Raw genomic sequence first — 19,132 nt, forward strand, 5'->3', positions numbered from 1 at the left:
AGTCGATGACGTTCCGCGAGGCCATGGCGCAGTCCAGCAACGTCGCGACCATCATGGCCGCCCGCAAGATCGGCAGCGAGCGGCTCTACCGCATGTGTACCGCCAGCAGGGCCGTGAGCTGCGGCCCCTCCGCCACGCCCGCGAGTACGGCGGCGAGCACCGCCACCCCGAACGCCGCCGTGAACGGCGCGGGCCGCTCCGGCGCGAGGTGCGGCGCGACGGCCGCGAGCGCCAGCGCCGCGCCGAGGAGCAGCGTCGCGGCCACCAGGATCGTGTCCGGGGAGGGCCAGATGGCGCGCCGCCGGGCCAGCACGGCGTTGGCTGCGTTGGCGGCGAGCGCGGCGCCGGCGGTCACGGCCAGCAGCAGCGCCCCGTACGCGGCCGCGCCCGCCAGCGCCGCACCGAGCAGCGGCGCCCCGACGACGAACATGGGGACGCCCGCGTAGGAGACCATCGAGGTCACGGTCGCCCTGCGGAGAGGCGCGTTCCGGGCGATCGCCGTGAACCCGGCGGCCAGCTCCCGCCAGATCCCCTTCCCGCCCTCTCGCCCCACACGACGTGTGCGGCCTGCGGCGCCCTCCGGCCGCGCTCGGTCCGTGTCGCCCTCGCGTTGCGCTGGGTTCGTGCCGGCTTCGGGTCGCGCTCGGTCCGTGTCGCCCTCGCCTTGCACTGGGTCCGTGTCGCCCTTGGGCCGTACTTGGTCCATGTCGTCCTCGGGTCGCGCCTGGTCCGGGCGGTACTCGGCTCCTGCCCGGTCTGCGCCTGGCCCGCGGCCCGCCCTCACGGGGAGCCGGTACGCGATGGGGACCGCCGCGACCAGGAGTGCCAGTGACATCACCATGGCGCTCTCCCCGCCCCACGCCGCCGCGACCCCCGCCACCGCGGCCGGCCCGGCGAGTCCCGCGGCGTTGTAGCTGATCGCGTCGAGCGCGCTGGCCCGCTCCAGGCGTCCGGCCGGGACCAGGAGGGGAAGCTGGGCGGTCCAGCCGCCGGTGAGCGCGGGCCCGAGCAGGCCCGCCAGCACCGCCACGGCGATCAGCGCGGCGTCGGGTACGTGGCCCAGGCCGAGCAGCACGACCAGCAGGCCCGCGGTGTAGCCCAGCAGGCAGCCGGCGAGCATCCGGCCCGGGTGTAAGGCGCGGTCGAGCAGCACCCCGAGCAACGGGCCGCCGATCGCGGCCGACGCGGTCAGCCCGGCCAGCAGCCAGGACGCCACCACGGGCGACCCGGTGAGGGCGAGCCCGGCCACCAGCAGGGCGGGACCGGACATCTCGTCCCCGGTGCGGGCGGTGATCGCGCCGAACATGTAACGGGATATCACGGAGGAGACGTTACATGGTGATCGCGCGGCGGTGGAACCCGGGCGCCGTCGAGAATCGCGCGGCCCGCGGTACTGGGCAGGTCAGGGGCCGGTGCCGGATACTGGCGGGACACCCGGGCATCCGGTGGGCGCTCGGCCGTTCCGCGCGGGCTGCGTGCCGTACGGACCGGCCGGGCACGGGTGCCGCGTCACGCTCGTACGGCGGGCGAAACGAGCAGACCGGCTGGAGCGCGGTTTGCCGCGTCACGCCCGCACGGGGGCGGGAACGGTGGAAAGGGGCAGGTGGCGGGGGTTAGTCGAAAGGGTGTTTGAAGGCTGGCATACACTCGGCGGTATGAGGGGTGTTTTCCAGGCGTCCCTGCTGGGGCTGGACGAGGACATCGCCGTCGGTCCGCTCGGCTCCACGGTGCGCCGCACACGGCTCGAGCACGGCGCGTGGATCGACGTGCGCCCGGGCTGGCTGTCGGGGGCTGACGCGCTGTTCGAGCGGCTCGCGGAGCGCGTGCCGTGGAAGGGCGAGCGGCGGTGGATGTACGACAAGGTGGTGGACGTGCCGCGCCTGCTGAAGTTCTACGAGGAGGGCGAGCCGCTGCCCGACCCGGTGCTCGACGACGCGCTGCGCGCGCTCAACGCCCACTACGAGGAGGAGTTGGGCGAGCCGTTCCGCACGGCCGGGCTCTGCTACTACCGCGACGGCCGCGACAGTGTGGCCTGGCACGGCGACACGATCGGCCGGGGCAGCACCGAGGACACCATGGTCGCGATCATCTCGGTCGGCACCCCGCGGCCCCTGCTGCTGCGCCCGCGCGGCGGCGGCCACTCCATCCGCCACGACCTGGGCCACGGCGACCTCATCGTCATGGGCGGGAGCTGTCAGCGCACCTGGGAGCACGCCGTGCCGAAGACCACCCGGCCCACGGGGCCGCGCATCAGCATCCAGTTCCGACCGCGCGGGGTTCGCTGATCGGGCGTCTCCGGCGTCCGGCGGGGGCCGTTGAGCAGGTGTCTTCGGCGTCCGGCGTGTCGGGAAAGCTCAGTCCGAGACCTTGGCGGTGACGGTGTCCGGGGCCGGCGCCTTGATGGACACCTTGCGGCCCCAGCCGGTGTAGCGGGTCTCGCTGGTGATGGTCTTGCCGTCCAGCGCCGAGGTGTCGAACACCGCGTTCGCCGCGTACGAGCTGGTCACCTTGGTGGCGAGCCCCGAACCGGCGAACGTGACGGTGTAGGACACCTTCGCCGCGTTGTCGGACCGGATCGGAACGGACGCGTCGAACCACGGCGACACCTTGGCGAGCTCCTTGAAGGTGATCGTGCCCTTGAGCGTGCTGCCGGACCGCTTGCCCTTCTTGAGGAGCGCGGCGAGCGTCCCGGGCTCCGCCGGGTTGATCACCTGCCCGTAGAAGCCGCTGCCGCCTCCGGGCAGGCCGCCGGAGCGGTACCACGTCTTGCCCGGCGGCATCTTGTCCTTCCACATGTCGCTGGATTCATAGCTGACCTTCCCGATGCTGATGACCCGCTCGGGCTTCTCGTCCGCGCGGCCGGTCGCGGTGCCCCACTTCGCGGTGATGTCCGACGCCGCGATCCCCTTCTTGGAGAACTGGAACGTGCCGGTGCGCTTGAGGAGGGGGGCGGTGACGCCGTCGGCCTTCAGTGAGGTGGCTTCGGTGAAGCGGACGCCGTGGCCGGGGACCAGGCGGGCCTTCAGGGCGCGGAGCGGATCCTTGGGGGCGACCTCGGCCGGGACGGCGTGGGCGGCGCCGGGGACGCCCCCGGCGGACGTGGCGCCGGCCGGGGCGGCCTGCGCGGGGGCGGCGCTCACCAGCAGGGCTCCGCCGGCCACCACGGTGGTGATCACGGTTTTCATGCGTGAGATCGTTCCAGATCGTGATCACAAATCGGCCACCGCGTCAGGGGCCCGCCCGTCCCGCTTCCTGGCGGGACCGCCGGTACGCGCGGGGCGGCAGACCGTACTCCTGCCTGAACGCCCTGCTGAAGTGGAACGGGCTGACGAAGCCGGAGGCGGCCGCGACCTGGCCGACGTCCATGTCCGTGGCCTCGAGGAGGCGGGCCGCGTGCCGTACCCGCGCCTGGCGGACGGCCCGTATCGGCGGCGCGCCCGTCTCGGACGTGAAGAGGTGCGCGAAACGGGACGGCGACAGGGCGACGGCGCGCGCCAGCGAGGCGACCGAGTGGGGGGCGCCCGGCTCGGCCGCGATCAGCGCGAGGGCGCGGCGAACCCGGGGGTCGCCGCCTCGCCCACCACCACCTCCACCTCCACCACCGCCACCACCGCCATCGCCCGGGCGGCGGGCAGAGGCGGTGGCCAGCACCAGCACCTCCTCGATCGCGCCGAGCACCAGCTCCCGCGCCACCGCCGTCCCCGCCACGGCCCCGCTCGCCTCTCGTGCAACCGCCGTCCCCATCAGGGCCTCGCTCGCGTCCCGGCCCATCGGGTTTCCCGGGGCGCCCACGGCCGCGGGATCGGCTGTGCTCCGCCCCGTCGGCGACCCGGTTCCGGCGCGGCCCGCATCCTGGCCGTCCCGGCCTGCATCCTGGCCGTCCCGGCCTGCTGCCAGGTCGGCGTGGTCCTGAGGCGTGGGGTCGGCGGGGGGCAGCCAGCGGGCGTCCCGCAGCGCCCGGCGGAACGCCTGGTCGAGCCGTTCGTGCAAGGCGACCGGCACCCCCGGCACCAGGTGGCAGCCCGCCGCCCGCGCGTACGCCCCCAGCCACCCCGGCCACGACGGGCGCGGCTGGAAGTGCGCCCACCAGAACCGCCACCGCTTCGCCCCCGGCGCCACCCGGTAGTGCTGCGCCGCGCCCGCCGCCAGCACCACCAGATCGCCCGGCCCGGCCGTGAACGACGCGCCGCCCTGCTCCACCAGCCCCGCCCCCGCCTGGGTCCACATCACCAGCCAGCTCGGCGATCCGCCCGGCCGGCGCGTGACGTACCCAGGCGACCGGTCGAAGTGCCCCACGATGATCAGCTCCGCGGCAGGAACGGACATGTCGTCAGCGGTCACGGGCATACCCTTCGACGGCCTGGCTTCCTAGCGTGAGAAGCATGACGCTCAACGCCTTCCATGACCAGGGGTACGCCGTCGTGCCCGGCCTCCTCACCCCTTCCGAGGCCGCCGAGCTGCGGGACGCGTTCATGGACCTGCACGCCGCAGGCCCCGTACCGGGGCATTTCCAGCCCAGGCCGCAGGAGCCCGGCCAGCCGTACGACATCCTGCGCGACTATCCGCGCGTCATGCACCCCCACCAGGTGAACGACCTGGCGCTGCGCCACCTCCTCGACCCGCGCATCGCGGAGATCCTGCGTGAGCTGCTCGGGGAGGAGCCGATAGCAGCCCAGAGCATGTTCTACTTCAAGCCGCCCGGCGCGCGCGGGCAGGCGCTGCACCAGGACAACTTCTATCTCCAGGTGGAGCCGGGCACCTGCGTGGCCGCCTGGATCGCGCTCGACCGCATCGACCGGGCGAACGGTGGCCTGGAGGTGGTGCCCGGCACGCACAAGATGGACCTGTTCTGCCCGGAAGAGGCCGATCTGGACGTGTCCTTCACCCGGGAGTACGTCCCGCCGCCTCCCGGCCTCGAAGCCGTACCGGTGGACATGGAACCCGGCGACGTGCTCTTCTTCAACGGCAGCCTGGTCCACGGGTCGGGGCCCAACACCACGGCCGACCGCTTCAGGCGCAGCTTCATCTGCCACTACGTGGGCCGCTCCGCGGAGCGGATATCCGTCCACTACCCGACGCTGACCATGTCCGGCGAGCCCGTCGCGCTGGAGCCCGCCGTCGGCGGCGGCCCGTGCGGCACGGACACGACGGGCCCCCACTGAATCCACGGAGTGGTCCGGGGTCCCGGGGTGCCGGGGTCCCGGGGCCGCGGGCAGCCCGGTCAGCCGCCGGAGGTGTCGGACTCCGCGTCGTCGGGCACGACGCCGTCCCACGGGTCGTCCAGCCAGCCCTCCGGAAGCTGCACCTTGCCCCGCTCGCCGGACTTGCCGCGCGGCGTGTCGGTGTTCGGCGGCCACGGCTGGTCGTGGTCGAGCCTGGCGAGCCCTTCCCGGAGCTGGTCGAGCGACTCGGCCGAGGCCAGGGCCCGCCGCAGCTCGCCGCCGACCGTGAAGCCCTTGAGATACCAGCCGACGTGCTTGCGGAAGTCGGCCACCGCGTACCGCTCCAGGTCGAAGCACTCCACCAGCCCCTCGGCGTGGCGGGCCATCATCGCGGCCACCTCGCCGAGGGTGGGCCGGGCCCGTTCGGCGCTCCCGTCGAACGCGTTCGCCAGGTCGCGGAACAGCCACGGCCGTCCCAGGCATCCGCGCCCCACGACCACGCCGTCGCAACCGGTCTCGGCCATCATGCGCAGCGCGTCGTCGGCGGACCAGATGTCGCCGTTGCCGAGCACCGGGATCTCCGGCACGGCCTCCTTCAGCCGGGCGATCGCCGGCCAGTCGGCCACGCCGCCGTAGTGCTGCTTGGCCGTGCGGGCGTGCAGCGCGATCGCCGCGACGCCCTCCTCGGCCGCGATGCGGCCCGCGTCGAGGTAGGTCAGATGGTCGTCGTCGATGCCCTTGCGCATCTTCATCGTCACCGGCAGGGGCCCCGCGTTCGCGACGGCCTCGCGCAGGATGCGCCGCAGCAGATGCCGCTTGTACGGCAGAGCCGACCCGCCGCCGCGCCGGGTCACCTTGGGCACGGGGCAGCCGAAGTTCAGGTCGATGTGGTCGGCCAGGTCCTCCTCGGCGATCATCTTGACCGCCCGGCCGACCGTGTCGGGGTCCACCCCGTACAACTGGAGGCTGCGCGGCGACTCCGAGTCCGCGAACCGGATCATCCGCAGCGTCTTGGGGTTGCGCTCGACCAGCGCCCGCGTGGTGATCATCTCGCACACGAACAGCCCGCCGCCCTGCTCGCGGCAGAGCACCCGGAACGGCGCGTTCGTGATGCCCGCCATCGGCGCCAGCACGACCGGTGGCCACACCCCTATCGCCCCAATCTTCACCTGGACATTTGTAGCGCAGGTCAGACCATGACCGGTATTCGCCGATAGGCTGGGAACGGCATCTTCGCAGGGGAGGGGATGGATGCTGCTCCGCGTCCGCATCGCGCTGCCTGACCGCCCGGGGTCGCTGGCCGAGGTCACCCGGGTCCTCGGAGTGGCGGGGGCCGACATCACCCAGGTCACCGTCCTCGACAGGGGAGCGGGGCAGGCGGTCGACGACATCACCGTGTTCTGCCCCGAGGGCACCCCGAAGGACGCCCTGCGCAAGAGCCTGGAAGGCATCGAAGGCGTCGCGGTCGAGGGCGTCTGGACCACCCGCGAGGCGCCCGGCACCTATCCCGAGCTGGAGATCCTCAAGTACATCACCACGGCCGGCGACCGGGCGCTGACCACCCTCGTCGACTCGCTGCCCGTGCTGTTCAGCGCCGACTGGGCGGCCACGGCCGCCGAGCACGGCGTCCTCTACGCGAGCTGGCGGGCGCCGCAGAAGGTGCCGCTGCCGGAGACTGTGCCACCCCGCCCCACGGCGGCCACGCTCGACGGCGACCTGCACGTCATCCACGCCCCGCTGCCGCCGCTCGCGCTCACGCTGCTGCTGGCCCGCTCCGACGGACCGGCCTTCCACCGCATCGAGGTCCACCGGCTCACCCGCATCCTGGAGATCTTCCTCAGCCTCCCGGCGACGGAGCGCAGCGTGGCCCGCCAGCTCCGCAAGTAGCCCCCTCGGCACCGCGGCGGCGCTCCGGGCGCGCGTGGAGTGAGCATCCGGTCGGAAAACCCGCTAGAGTAGTCGGGCAACGCGGAAGTGGCTCAGTGGTAGAGCATCACCTTGCCAAGGTGAGGGTCGCGGGTTCGAATCCCGTCTTCCGCTCGGAGTTGGCCTCGGTGGAGTGGCCGAGAGGCGAGGCAGCGGCCTGCAAAGCCGTCCACACGGGTTCAAATCCCGTCTCCACCTCCAAGGACGATTAGCTCAGCGGGAGAGCGCTTCCCTGACACGGAAGAGGTCACTGGTTCAATCCCAGTATCGTCCACCACGCTCCACGGCAGATCAGGTCCGACCTGGTCAAGCAGGAGTCGAAGCCCCAGCTCACGGCATGCGTCGGGAGTCTGGGGCTTCTTGTCGTTCCTGGTCGGTCAGTGGATGGTGCCGGCATCGGCGCTGACGTCGTGCTGACCCGCTTCGAGGCAGGCGCCGCAGTGAAGCTGCTGCTTGACGGCATCGATGACGCCCTGCGGATCACGTGCTTCTCTGGGGACATGCGGCCCGCCGACCAAGGGCACTCGTGAGAAGCATCATCTCGTCAGCGACACTCGCGGTGTTGATCCTCGCCCTCATCGCCTGCCAGCCACGCGTCAGCCGGTGGGTGGAACTCGAGAACCGCACGGGTGAAACCGTGTCGGTGAAATGGCCCGGCGACACGATCTCCAGTCGGCAGGTGTCGCCTGGGGGATCGGTCCGGATTCCGGTCGCGACCGGAGGCTGCCTGCGCAACCGAGCCGAAGACATGATCGTGACCGAGACGGCCGGTGGGCGGCGTTTCACCTTCGGCCCGCCCGCCTGCAACGGCGGGACATGGGCCCTCCAGGCCGGGTGAACACGTATCGCGAGGCCGGTGCCCGCGCGAAATGCCTCAGTCGGTGAGGGAGGGAGTCCCCTCCTCGCTGAAGGTGATCACGATGTAGCGGCCGTTGGCGTAGCTGACCACGGGACGGCCGAGCATGTCGCCCACTCTGCGGGCCACGCCCTGGAACACCTCCACCATCTCCGGCGTGTCGGCGCTCACCCTGAACCGGCCGCCGGTCGTGAGGTGCTCGGCGACGAGGGGCACGAAGTTCGCCTCGGCTCGGACCTTCTCCTCCGTGCTCAGCGGGATGCGCTGGAATGCGGGCTGCGTGCCGGGAGCGTGCGTCATCGCTGATCTCCTCATGATCGCTTTGGGTACAGCATGCCATCCGCGTGTCGCCCATGACGGGCGTTCTGGGTTTCGGGCTGGCCTCTGGTCTTCTCTTCTGCGCACGGAGATCGAGCGAGTGGCAGGGAGAGTCTGTATGCGCCGGACTGGGGCAGGATGCCCTGACCGGTCCCCGACGCCGTCCCGCGTCGGCGGACCGACCTCCGGCGACAAGACGGCCCCGGCGAGAGGACGGCTCTCCGCGACCGGGTCAGCGGGCCGAGGCGTCGTCGTCGAAGCTGGCGTAGTAGGAGGCGGCCATGTCGTCGCCCCCGTGGCCCTGGGCGGCGGCCCGGCGGAAGCGCTCGGCGCCCGCCGCGGCAACGTCCAGCCGGACCCCGGCCCCCTCCCCGGCCTGGACGATCAGCCGGGCGTCCTTCTCCGCCGTGGAGACGGCGAAGCTGGGCGAGGTCAGGTCGCCGTTCAGGATGAGCGCGGACTTGGCGCGCAGGTATCCCATGTCGAGCGGGCCGCCCTCGACGGCGTCGAGCAGGCCCTGCGGGTCCACCCCCAGGGCCTTGGCGAGGGCCAGCGCCTCGGCCGTGCCGTGGGTGGCGGCGAGGACCCAGCTGTTGACGACCAGCTTGAGGCGCGTCGCGCTCGCCTGCGCGCCGTCCTCGCCGGTCCATACCGTACGACTCCCGACGGCGTCGAAGACGGGCTTCACCTGGTCGCGCGCCTCGGCGGGGCCCGCCGCCAGGACGACGAGCTGCCCGGCCTCGGCCGGCTGCCTGGTGCCGAGCACCGGGGCGTCGAAGAACGCCAGTCCGTGCCGGCGGGCGAAGTCGGCCAGTTCGCCGACGGCCTCGACCCCGGCGGTCGTCGACTGCGCCCACGCCACGCCGGGACGCAGGGACGGCGCCGCCTGGCGCATCGCGTCGAGCGTGGCCGGGCCGTCGTACAGGATGGTGAGGACGACGTCGGCGCCCTCCACCGCCTCGGCGGGAGTGCAGGCGACGTGGGCGCCCTCGGCGGCCAGGGGCTCGGCCTTGGCGCGCGTCCGGTTCCAGACGCGGACCCGGTGGCCCGCCCGGGCGATGTTGCGGGCCATGGCGGCTCCCATGATCCCGGTGCCGAGAACGCTCACGGTGATGGCGTCGGCCATGACGGCGACCTCCTGCTGCCGCCGGTGCCGCGCGGTGGCGGTCGTGCGGCCTGATCCGTTCCGATCCGGTGCCCTTCGACCGTATCGGACGCGGTGGACGATCACGGTGAGGGAGGGGCGAAGCGGGATGCGGGTCAGCGGCCGGCCGGCTGGGGGAGGGGGAGCGAGGGGCCGGCGTCCGGCGTGAACAGGTGACGGTCGAGGTGGTCCACCGCGTAGTCGATGGCTCCCGTCACCACGCACTCGTCGCCCAGCGCCGACGCCCGCACCTCGGGCATGCGCACGCACGCCCGCTCCAGCCGCTCGCGCAGCGGACCGAGCAGCACGTCGGCCGAGCGGGAGAAGCCGCCGCCGAGCACCACGACCTGCGGGTCGAGCAGCAGCACCATGGCGGCCGTCCCGACGGCCAGGTCGTCCACGTACCGGCCGACCGCCGCGAGGGCCGCCGGGTCGCCGTCGCGGGCCGCCGCCAGCGTGTAGCCGGCCGCGTCCTCCTCGGGCGTGCCGGGCGGGACGACCGCGCAGGTGTTGAGGTGGTCGGGCGCGTCGTACCAGCGGGCCTCCGGCAGCATGACGATCTCGCCGGCCGCCGCGCCGAACCCCCGGTGGACCTTGCCGTCGATGATGAGTCCGGTGCCCATGCGCCGTCCCACGTGCAGGAACACCACGTCGCGTGCCCCCCGGGCGGCGCCGCGGCGGGCCTCGGCGAGGGCGGCGAGGCGGCTGTCGTTCTCCACCAGCACCTCGCACGGGAACATGCGCGCCAGCTCGCCCGCCAGGTCGAGGCCCCGCCAGGCGGGGATCGCGGCCGAGAACTGCACACGGCCCTCGGGGGAGACGACGCCCGTGGTGCCGGCCGCCACCAGCCACAGGTCGGACGCGGCCCGGCCGCTGAGCGCCAGGCAGCCGGACACCGCGCGCTCGATCGCGGCCAGCCGCTCCTCCAGCGGGTCGTCGGGGCGTACGGGCTGGCGGGTCTCGGCGAGGACCTCGCCGTCGAGGTCGGAGAGCGCGGCGCGGATGTTGTGACCGCCTATGTCCACCCCCACGAGGTGGCCGCAGTCGGCGCGGAAGCGGTAGCGGCGGGCGGGCCGGCCCATGGTGCCGGGGCTCGGCGGCACCTCCTCCACCCAGCCCAGCCCGGTCAGTTCGTCCACGACCTCCTTGGTGGACGGCCGCGACAGGCCCGTCCGCTCGGCCAGGGCGGTCAGGGTGAGCGGCCCGGCCTCGCGCAGGGCCCTGATCGCGGCCAGCGCGTTGAGCTGCCTGAGCCGCGACAGGTCGCCGCCGCGGACGTTCGCCATCGCCGCTCCTAATGTAGGTCTCCTCTGTAATTGGCCATTATGCCAGCGTTCACCGGCCAGACGCTCCCCGTAGCGGGCGGCCGTATCGTGCAATATCGGGCATTGACCCTCCGGAAGGCGCGGTGCTACTAATGAAGCGCTCCTTCGTAAGTGTGAGAGAGATGAGGGTCCGATGCCGTTCGCGGAGGTCGGCGAGATCAGGTGCGATCCGGAGCGGGGCCGGGTCTTCGAGCACGGCTGGCAGTCGTGGAGCCCCACCGGTTCCTACCGGCTCGGCGAGACCCCGCCGCGACCGGCGGACCGCAACGTCCAGACGATCTGCTACCGCCCGGAGACGCCCGTCCCGGACGGCGTGTTCCAGGGCGAGGGACTGCTGGCGATCGACCCGGGAGACGGGCCGGTCGAGGTCTGGTCCGCCCTCGGCCCACTGGAGGTCCCCTCCATCCGGGCCCGCGCGGAGGGCGGGCGGCTCGTCGTCTCGGCCGACGGCCCCGTACGGCACACGCGCGCCGCCGGCCTGGACGCGGCCCTGCGCGACTGGGCCGCCACGACGGCGGAGGGACACGCCCCCGGCGCCTTCCCCGCGGTGCCGCCCATGTGGTGCACCTGGTACGGCTACTGGGACAAGGTCACCGAGGCCGACGTCCTCGACAACCTCCGCCTGGTGGAGCGCCACGGGCTGACGGCGGACATGATCCTCGTCGACGACGGCTACGAGGCCGGCATCGGCGACTGGCTCGACCCCCGGCCCGGGTTCGGGTCGCTGGAGCGGGCCGTCGGCGCCGTCACCGGGACGGGCCGGCGGGCCGGCATCTGGACCGCCCCCTTCCTGGCCGGCCACCAGAGCCGCCTGTACCGGGAGCACCCCGACTGGATGGTGGGCGGCGCCCACGCCGGTCACATGTGGGACCAGGACCTCGCCGTCCTCGACGTGACCCACCCCGACGCCGCCGCCCACCTCGTGGGCGTCTTCCGCGCCTTCGCCGCGCTCGGCATCACCCACTTCAAGCTCGACTACCTGTACGCGGGGGCGTTGCCGGGGCGGCGGCACGAGGACCTCGGCCCCGTCGCCGCGTACCGGCGCGGCCTGGAGCTGGTGCGCGAGGGCGCGGGACCGGACGCCACGCTGCACGGCTGCGGCGCGCCGATGCTGCCCAGCATCGGCCTGGTCGACGTCATGCGCGTCAGCCCGGACATCGCCCCCACGCTCCACCCGCGCTCGGGCGACATCAGCCAGCCGTCGCAGCTCGGCGCGCGGCTGACCGGCGCGGCCCGCGAGTTCCTGCACGCGCGGTGGTGGGTGAACGACCCCGACTGCCTCATCGTCCGCCCCGAGGTCGAGGCCCGCGAGGAGTGGGCCGCGCACGTCGAGGGGAGCGGCGGGCTGCGCGGCTCCAGCGACCCGATCGCCGCCCTGGACGCCTGGGGGCTGGAGACCACCCGCCGTCTGCTGACGCCGACCCGGACGGAGCCGTCGTGAGGAGCCGGCGCCGGCTCGGCGACTGGTACGCGTACCTGTTCATCGGGCCCAGCCTGCTCGGCGTCGTCGCCTTCCTCCTGCTGCCCGTCGTCATCGTGTTCGTCCTCAGCCTGTTCCGGTGGGAGCTGCTGTCGGCGCCCGTCTTCGTCGGGCTGGAGAACTACACGCGCCTGGCGGGCGACGGCGAGGCGTGGCACTCGCTCTGGGTCACGATCCTGTACGTCCTGCTGTGCATCCCGCTGCAGACGGTCCTCGCCCTGGCGCTGGCCCTGATGCTCGACCGGCGGATCAAGGGCGTCCGGATCCTGCGGTCCCTGTTCGTGATCCCCTGGATGGCCACCCCGATCGTCATGGGCCTCGTCTGGGACTGGATCTTCGACCCGCGGGACGGGGCGCTCAACCGAGCCCTGGGCCTGGTCGGCGTCACCGGCCCCGACTGGCTGTCCGACCCCGCCTGGGCGCTGCCCGCCGTCGCGCTGGTCAACGTCTGGCAGCACACCGGCTACACCATGCTGTTCTTCCTCGCCGGGCTCCAGGGCATCCCCAAGGAGCTGTACGACGCGGCCTCCACCGACGGCGCCACCCCCGTCCAGCGGTTCTGGAAGATCACGCTGCCCCTGCTCAACCCCACGATGTTCTTCGTCACCGTGACGAACCTGATCGGCGCCTTCCAGGCGTTCGACACCATCTTCGTGATGACCGACGGCGGGCCGGGCGGCAGCACCGACGTGATCAACTTCCGGATCTTCGGCACCGCGTTCCGCGAGTTCGACTTCGGCTACGCCTCGACCCTGTCGATGCTGCTGTTCGCCGTCATCCTCCTGGTGACGCTGGCGCAGGTCAGGTTCTTCGGCCGCCGCACCACCTACGACCTGAGCTGAGGGAGCACCGTGACGACACCGTTGAAGCGGATGGCGCTGTACGCCGCGCTCGCGGCCGGCGCGTTCGTGTCCGTCTTCCCGTACCTGCTCGTCGTGCTGACGGCGCTCAAGACGCGGCGCCAGCTCAGCACCACCGAGCCGTGGCTGCCCGGCCTGCCGCCGACCACGGCGAACCTGGCCGAGATCCTCGGCGGCGACTTCCCCCGCTTCCTCGCCAACACGGTCGTGATGACGGTCCTGCTCACGCTGGGGCAGCTCGTGTTCACGACGTTCGCCGCCTACGCCTTCGCCCGGCTGCGCTTCCGGGGCCGGGACGTGCTGTTCTGGCTGTACGTGGCCACGATGATGGTGCCGAGCGCCGTCACGGTCATCCCGCTGTTCCTCATCATGCGCGAGCTGGAAGCGGTCAACACCTGGTACGGCCTGCTCGCCCCGTACATCCTCGGCACCCCGTACGGCATCTTCCTGATGCGGCAGTTCTTCAAGAGCCTGCCCGGAGGGCTGGAGGAGGCGGCGCGCATCGACGGCGCCGGCCCCCTGACCGTCCTGTTCCGGATCCTGCTCCCGCTGTGCCGGCCCGCCATCGGCACGCTGGCCATCATCACCGTGATCTCGTCGTGGAACAGCTTCCTCTGGCCGTTGATCATCACCAGCGGCGACGAGACCAAGGTCGTCACCGTCGCCATCTCCGCGCTCAAGGTCGGCATCGGCGTGGACCGCGGCCTCATGATGGCCGGCGGCCTGATCGCCCTCGCGCCGATGGTGGCGATCTTCATCTTCTTCCAGAAGTACATCGTCCGGTCGGTGGTCCTCACCGGCCTCAAGTGAGAGAGGTCAGCGAATCATGCTCACCCCCCGAATTCGCTGGGCCGCGTCCCTGGCCGGCGCCGCCGTGCTCACCCTGACCGCCTGCGGCTCCGGCGGCTCGGACAGCGCCTCAGGAGGGAAGGTCACCCTGACCTACCGCCTGTGGGACGAGCAGCAGAAGGCCGGCTACGAGAAGGTCATGGCGGCCTTCGAGAAGGCCAACCCGTCGATCGACGTGAAGATCGAGCTGCTGCCGTACGACCAGTACTGGACCAAGCTCACGGCCGACGCCGTGGCGGGCACCGCGCCCGACGTCTTCTGGATGACGCCCACCCAGTTCCCCGAGTACGTCACCAAGGGCGTGCTCAGCCCGGTCCAGGTGGACACCGCGAAGTACCACAAGACCGTGGCCGAGGCGTTCGCCTACCAGGGCAAGCAGTACGGCATGCCCAAGGACTGGGGCATCGTCGGCCTGCTCTACAACAAGGACCTGTTCAAGAAGGCCGGCGTCGAGATGCCGGACACGCTGACCTGGAAGCCCGACGGGTCCGGCACGTTCCTGGAGACCGCCCGCAAGCTCACCGCCGACGAGGCGGGAAAGCATCCCGGCGACCCCGGCTTCGACCCCGCCAAGGTCAAGACGTACGGCTTCCTGTCCTGGAACCACTACCAGACCCAGTGGATGAACTGGGTCAGCAGCAACGGCGGCAAGCTGCTCGACCAGCCGTTCGGGAAGTACACCTTCAACGACGACGCCGGCGTGCAGGCGCTGCAGTTCGGCGTGGACCTGGTCAACAAGCACCACGTCTCGCCGCCCGCCACCCGCACCAACCCGCCCACCGGCAAGGCCACGGACATGTTCAAGGCCGGCGAGGTGGCGATGTTCCCCGCCAACAACGCGCTGCTGCCCTTCGTGGTGCCCGACGCCGCGTTCGAGGTGGGCGTCGTTCCCATGCCCGAGGGCCCGGCCGGGCGCGCGGTCAACCTCAACGGCCTGGCCGAGGCCGTCTACGCCAAGAGCAAGCACCCCGAGCAGGCGCAGAAGCTGGCCGCCTACCTCGGCACCGAGGAGCCGCAGAAGCTCATGGCCGACGAGGGCTACGCCTTCCCCGCGCTCAACGGGCTGGCCCAGGGCTACGTCGACCACTGGGCGAAGACGGCCAAGCTCGACGTGTCCGCCTTCGTCAAGGAGGCCGAGGGCACCACCTTCCCCCTCCCGGTGACCACCGGCTTCACCGGGTTCGAGACCAAGCTCAACCAGATCTTCAACGAGATGTACCTCGGCCGGCTCACCCCGAAGCAGGCCGCCGACCAGGCGGTCACCGAAGGCAACGCGACCGTCAGGTAACCACCGGCAAGTGACCACCGGCAAATAGGGAGCCCCCCACCCATGATCACCCGGCGTTCGTTTCTCGCCGGGGGCGCCGGCCTGGGCGCCGCCGCCGCGCTGGGCGTCCCGCCCGCGCAGGCGACGGCAGACAGTGCCTCCACCCGCGCCTCCACCCGTGCCCTCCGCCGCGCCCCCCTGTCCGACCCGTTCCGGCTCGGCGTCGCCTCCGGCGAGCCGGTCTCCGACAGCGTGGTCCTGTGGACCCGCCTCGCCCCCGACCCCCTGGCCGCCGACGGCCTCGGCGGCATGCCGTCCCGGCCCGTCGCCGTCCACTGGCAGGTCGCCAAGGACGAGAACTTCCGCCACGTCGTCCGGCAGGGCCTCGAGACGGCCCGGCCGGAGGAGGCCCACAGCGTCCACGTGGAGCCCGGCGGCCTCCAGCCGGGCGGCGAGTACTTCTACCGTTTCCGCGCCGAGGGCGAGATCTCGCCCGTGGGCCGCACCGTCACCGCCCCCGCCCCGGGCACCCGCAGCCGGGCGCTCAACCTGTCGTTCACCTCGTGCGCCGACTACCAGACCGGGTGGTTCACCGCGTACCGGCGGATGGCCGAGGACGAGCCCGACCTGATCGCCTTCCTCGGCGACTACATCTACGAGTACGGCGACTACAAGTACCCGGTGCGCGACCAGGCCGGCGGCGAGTGCCTCGACCTGGCCGGCTACCGGTTACGCCACGCCCAGCACAAGGCCGACCCCGAGCTCCAGCTCGCCCACGCCGTCGCCCCCTGGGCGGTGGTCTGGGACGACCACGACATCGAGAACGCCTGGGCCGGCGACGTGCCCGAGCAGCCCGACCCGCCGTTCCTCAAGCGCCGCGCCGACGCCTTCCAGGCGTACTACGAGAACATGCCGCTGCGCCGCGCCCAGAGGCCGCGGGGCTCGTCGCTGCGGCTGCACCGCACGCTCCGCTGGGGCGCCGTCGCCAACCTGCACATGCTCGACACCCGGCAGTACCGCGACCTGTACGCCTGCACCGGCAGGAGCGGCACGGTCGGCGCCGACTGCGCCGAGCGTCTGGCCCCCAACCGGACGATCCTCGGCCAGGAGCAGGAGGCGTGGCTGGAGAGCCGGCTCAAGGACTCCGGCGCCACCTGGGACCTGCTGGGCCAGCAGGTGTTCATGATGGAGATGGACTGGACCAACGGCGAGGGGAAGGGCTACTCCAACGAGGGCTGGGACGGCTACGTCGCCTCCCGCGACCGGCTGACCGCCGCGATCGAGGCCACGAGGCGCAACGCCGTCGTCCTCACCGGCGACGTCCACTCCCACTGGGCCGGCGAGGTGAAGCGCAGCTACCAGGACCCCGGCTCGAAGCCGGTCGCCGTCGAGCTGGTCACCACGTCGGTGACGAGCGCCGGCGACGGCCTGGACGAGTACCCCAACACCGGTGTCCTGCTGGCCGAGAACCCGCACGTGAAGTTCTTCAACGGCCGCCGCGGCTACGTCCGCGCCAAGCTCACCGAGCGCGAGATGACGGTCGACTTCCGGTCGCTGTCGCGCGTCACCGAGCCGTACGCCCCGGCCTACACCTCCGGCTCCTTCGTCATCGAGCCCGGCACCCCCCGGCTCAACCAGGTCTGACGGGAACCCTCATGCGCAAGCTCACGGCCGCCGCCGCGGCGGCCCTCCTCATGCTGCCCTTCCTCCCTTCGGCCGGCGCCGCGGCGGCGCCCGCCGGCGGCCCCCCGATGGGGTGGAGCAGCCGCTCCCTGGGCTGTGCGGTGTCCGAGGCGTCGGTACGGCAGGCCGCCGCCGGGCTCGCCGCCCTCGCGCCCCTCGGCTACCGCCTCGTCCTCGTCGACGACTGCTGGCTCGCCCCGCAACGCGCGAACGGCGCCCTCGCCCCCGACCCGGCCCGCTTCCCCGGCGGGATCAAGGCCCTGGCCGACCACCTCCACGGCCTGGGGCTCAGGCTCGGCCTCAGCCTGTCGGCCGGCACCAAGGCGTGCTCGGGCGGCGGCCCCGGCTCCTACGGCAACGAGGCCGCCGACGCCGAGCTGGTCCGGAGCTGGGGCGTCGACCACGTCAAGTACGACTGGTGCAACATCCCGACGGCCGACTTCCCCGGCCAGAACGTCCAGCAGATCGCCCAGACGCTCTACCCGCGCATGCGCCAGGCTCTCGGCGAGTCCGTCGCCTTCGCCATGAACAACGAGGACGGCAGCACCGTCCCGTGGCTGTGGGCCAAGGACTCGGGGGCGGTCACCTGGCGGACCAACGTCTACAACCGGCCCCTGCCCGACGCCTACGCGTCCATGGTGGACGTCTGGGAGACCAACCAGCTCCGCGTGCAGTACGCCGGCCCGGGGAGCTGGGCCGACCCCGACCTGATCCAGGCCGGCCGGGGCGGCATGACCGAGGCGGAGTACCGCACCCAGTTCACGCTGTGGGCCGTGGGCGCCGCCCCGCTCGTCCTCCAGGCCGACCCGGCCGCCGCCCCGAAGGCCGTCGTCGCCAACCCCAAGGTGATCGCCGTGAACCAGGACAAGCTCGGCGTGCCCGCCCGGCTGGTCCGCAGCGACGGCTGGTACCACGTCCTCGTCAAGCCGCTCGACGGCGGCGACCAGGCGGTCGTGCTGTTCAACGAGAGCAACCGGGCGGCCACCGTCGAGCACCGGCTGCCCGCCGGGCGCCACCGCGCCGAGGAGCTGTGGACCGGGCAGGTGGCCACCACCACCGGCGAGCTGTCCGCCCACGTGCCCGCCCACGGCGCGGTGATGTACCGCGTCGGCCCGAGCCGCGAGCAGGCCCCGCCCCTGCTCACCGTGGAGACCGACCCGCCGGCCTTCCTCGGCGACGACCGGCCCGGCACGCTCGAACCCGGACAGACGCGGGAGATCGTCACCCGGGTCGTCAACTCCGGCGCCACCGCCCGGATCCGCGACCTGCGCGTCACGCTCGCCGTGCCCGGCGGGTGGAAGGCCGAGGCACGCACCACCGCGACCCGGTCCCGGCTCGACGCCGGGGAGGCGTTCACCGTCACCTGGGCGGTCACCCCGCCCGCCGGGACGGAGCCCCGTACCTACGACCTGACCACCACGGCCGCCTTCACCGGCGGGACGGCCACCGGCGCGGCCGTCGTGGCCGTCGCCCAGGCGCCGGCGGCGGGCCGCACGTACCTCAGCGACCTGCCGTGGACCTCCGCCAGGAACTACTTCGGCCCCGTCGAGCGCGACACCAGCAACGGCGACAAGGCGGCGGGCGACGGGCGGCCCCTGACGATCGAAGGCGTCCGGTACGCCAAGGGGCTCGGCGCGCACGCGCCCGCCGACATCGAGTTCTACGCGGGCGGCCGGTGCCGGAGCGTGGAGTTCACGGCCGGGATCGACGACGAGGTGGGCACGGCCGGCTCGGCCGGGTTCGAGGTGTGGGCCGACGGCGGCCGGGTCGCGTACTCCGGCGTGCTGACCGGCGCGCAGCCCGGCAAGAAAGTCACGGCCTCCGTGCGCGGCGCCCGGTTCGTGCGCCTCGTCGCGACCAACGGCGGCGACAACGCCACCTCCGACCACGCCGACTTCGCCGACGCCGCCATCACCTGCGACCAGGCTTCCTGAGGAGAAAGAGAGCACATGATCGTTCCCAAGCCCGTCCGGTACGAGCCCCGCCTGGGCCGATGGCTCCTCGACCGCGACACCGCGCTCACCGCCGACCCGGCGCTCGGCGGGGTGGCCTCCTGGCTGCGGTCCGAGCTCGCCCCGGTGACCGGAGGCGAGCTCCTGCCGGGCGGGCCGGCGGCACCGGGCGAGGGGCCGCCGGGGACGATCAGCCTGGTCCTGACCGGCCTGCCGCCCGAGGCGTACCGGCTGACCGTGGACACCGGCGGCGCCCGCATCGAGGCGGGCGGCCCGGCGGGGGCGTTCTACGGCGCGCAGACGCTCCGGC

General features: G+C 72.7%; 18 protein-coding genes and 3 tRNA genes. 14 read left to right on the top strand and 7 right to left on the bottom strand.

Going from position 1 to position 19,132, the window contains the following annotated elements:
• Positions 1-85: 85 nt before the first annotated feature.
• Positions 86-1,321, bottom strand: coding sequence for an MFS transporter (locus AB0H81_RS34955; RefSeq protein WP_358383489.1), 1,236 nt, complete (start codon positions 1,319-1,321; stop codon positions 86-88).
• Between the two features lie 334 nt (positions 1,322-1,655).
• Here AB0H81_RS34955 and AB0H81_RS34960 point away from each other — a divergent pair, with 334 nt between their 5' ends.
• On the top strand, positions 1,656-2,285 hold the full coding sequence (locus AB0H81_RS34960) for an alpha-ketoglutarate-dependent dioxygenase AlkB (protein WP_358383492.1): 630 nt from the start codon (positions 1,656-1,658) through the stop codon (positions 2,283-2,285).
• Positions 2,286-2,354: 69 nt separating this feature from the next.
• Here the strand turns inward: AB0H81_RS34960 and AB0H81_RS34965 are convergent, their stop codons facing one another.
• Together AB0H81_RS34965 and AB0H81_RS34970 are read right to left on the bottom strand one after the other, a co-directional pair.
• Positions 2,355-3,185: a hypothetical protein gene (locus tag AB0H81_RS34965; RefSeq protein ID WP_358383494.1), complete on the bottom strand. Its 831-nt coding sequence runs from the start codon at positions 3,183-3,185 to the stop codon at positions 2,355-2,357.
• 43 nt (positions 3,186-3,228) lie between these two features.
• Positions 3,229-4,341, bottom strand: a complete 1,113-nt coding sequence (locus AB0H81_RS34970; RefSeq protein WP_358383497.1) for an AraC family transcriptional regulator — start codon at positions 4,339-4,341, stop codon at positions 3,229-3,231.
• A gap of 41 nt (positions 4,342-4,382) precedes the next feature.
• Here AB0H81_RS34970 and AB0H81_RS34975 point away from each other — a divergent pair, with 41 nt between their 5' ends.
• Complete coding sequence (locus tag AB0H81_RS34975; protein ID WP_358383500.1) at positions 4,383-5,162, top strand: phytanoyl-CoA dioxygenase family protein; 780 nt, start codon at positions 4,383-4,385, stop codon at positions 5,160-5,162.
• Positions 5,163-5,221: 59 nt separating this feature from the next.
• On the opposite strand, the gene dusB is transcribed toward AB0H81_RS34975, so the two are convergent.
• Positions 5,222-6,331, bottom strand: coding sequence for a tRNA dihydrouridine synthase DusB (gene dusB, locus AB0H81_RS34980; protein ID WP_358383502.1), 1,110 nt, complete (start codon positions 6,329-6,331; stop codon positions 5,222-5,224).
• An 82-nt stretch (positions 6,332-6,413) separates the two neighbouring features.
• Between dusB and AB0H81_RS34985 the strand changes: the two genes are divergently transcribed.
• The 5 genes from AB0H81_RS34985 (at position 6,414) to AB0H81_RS35005 (ending at position 7,926) form a co-directional block, all read left to right on the top strand.
• Positions 6,414-7,049: an amino acid-binding protein gene (locus AB0H81_RS34985; protein ID WP_358383505.1), complete on the top strand. Its 636-nt coding sequence runs from the start codon at positions 6,414-6,416 to the stop codon at positions 7,047-7,049.
• Positions 7,050-7,130: 81 nt separating this feature from the next.
• A tRNA-Gly gene (locus AB0H81_RS34990) sits at positions 7,131-7,202 on the top strand.
• Positions 7,203-7,215: 13 nt separating this feature from the next.
• Positions 7,216-7,289 (top strand) — tRNA-Cys (locus AB0H81_RS34995).
• Position 7,290: 1 nt separating this feature from the next.
• Positions 7,291-7,365 (top strand) — tRNA-Val (locus AB0H81_RS35000).
• Positions 7,366-7,614: 249 nt separating this feature from the next.
• Positions 7,615-7,926, top strand: coding sequence for a hypothetical protein (locus AB0H81_RS35005; protein ID WP_358383508.1), 312 nt, complete (start codon positions 7,615-7,617; stop codon positions 7,924-7,926).
• A gap of 36 nt (positions 7,927-7,962) precedes the next feature.
• Here the strand turns inward: AB0H81_RS35005 and AB0H81_RS35010 are convergent, their stop codons facing one another.
• The 3 genes from AB0H81_RS35010 to AB0H81_RS35020 all read right to left on the bottom strand — a co-directional run bounded on the left by AB0H81_RS35010 (position 7,963) and on the right by AB0H81_RS35020 (position 10,692).
• Positions 7,963-8,244 carry a hypothetical protein gene (locus AB0H81_RS35010; RefSeq protein ID WP_358383511.1) on the bottom strand — a complete coding sequence of 94 codons (282 nt, stop codon included), beginning with the start codon at positions 8,242-8,244 and terminating at the stop codon, positions 7,963-7,965.
• 250 nt (positions 8,245-8,494) lie between these two features.
• Positions 8,495-9,631 carry an NAD(P)-dependent oxidoreductase gene (locus AB0H81_RS35015; RefSeq protein WP_358383514.1) on the bottom strand — a complete coding sequence of 379 codons (1,137 nt, stop codon included), beginning with the start codon at positions 9,629-9,631 and terminating at the stop codon, positions 8,495-8,497.
• Complete coding sequence (locus AB0H81_RS35020; RefSeq protein ID WP_358383517.1) at positions 9,523-10,692, bottom strand: ROK family transcriptional regulator; 1,170 nt, start codon at positions 10,690-10,692, stop codon at positions 9,523-9,525. Before AB0H81_RS35020 ends, AB0H81_RS35015 begins: the two co-directional genes overlap by 109 nt.
• 172 nt (positions 10,693-10,864) lie before the next feature.
• Here AB0H81_RS35020 and AB0H81_RS35025 point away from each other — a divergent pair, with 172 nt between their 5' ends.
• From AB0H81_RS35025 to AB0H81_RS35055, 7 genes are all read left to right on the top strand, one after another.
• Entirely contained in the window at positions 10,865-12,172 is a 1,308-nt protein-coding gene (locus tag AB0H81_RS35025; RefSeq protein ID WP_358383520.1) for a glycoside hydrolase family 36 protein, read from the top strand.
• Complete coding sequence (locus AB0H81_RS35030; RefSeq protein WP_358383523.1) at positions 12,169-13,053, top strand: sugar ABC transporter permease; 885 nt, start codon at positions 12,169-12,171, stop codon at positions 13,051-13,053. Before AB0H81_RS35025 ends, AB0H81_RS35030 begins: the two co-directional genes overlap by 4 nt.
• Positions 13,054-13,062: 9 nt before the next feature.
• Complete coding sequence (locus AB0H81_RS35035) at positions 13,063-13,881, top strand: carbohydrate ABC transporter permease (protein ID WP_358383526.1); 819 nt, start codon at positions 13,063-13,065, stop codon at positions 13,879-13,881.
• A 16-nt stretch (positions 13,882-13,897) separates the two neighbouring features.
• Complete coding sequence (locus AB0H81_RS35040; protein WP_358383529.1) at positions 13,898-15,208, top strand: sugar ABC transporter substrate-binding protein; 1,311 nt, start codon at positions 13,898-13,900, stop codon at positions 15,206-15,208.
• A 42-nt stretch (positions 15,209-15,250) separates the two neighbouring features.
• Positions 15,251-16,831, top strand: coding sequence for an alkaline phosphatase D family protein (locus AB0H81_RS35045; protein ID WP_358383532.1), 1,581 nt, complete (start codon positions 15,251-15,253; stop codon positions 16,829-16,831).
• Positions 16,832-16,842: 11 nt separating this feature from the next.
• On the top strand, positions 16,843-18,804 hold the full coding sequence (locus tag AB0H81_RS35050; protein ID WP_358383535.1) for an NPCBM/NEW2 domain-containing protein: 1,962 nt from the start codon (positions 16,843-16,845) through the stop codon (positions 18,802-18,804).
• Positions 18,805-18,819: 15 nt separating this feature from the next.
• Positions 18,820-19,132: glycoside hydrolase family 20 zincin-like fold domain-containing protein (locus tag AB0H81_RS35055; protein ID WP_358383538.1), on the top strand; the 313-nt coding region annotated here is incomplete at its 3' end.

Origin of the sequence: Nonomuraea sp. NPDC050691 (genome assembly GCF_040654455.1) — a bacterium.
Lineage (GTDB): Bacteria > Actinomycetota > Actinomycetes > Streptosporangiales > Streptosporangiaceae > Nonomuraea.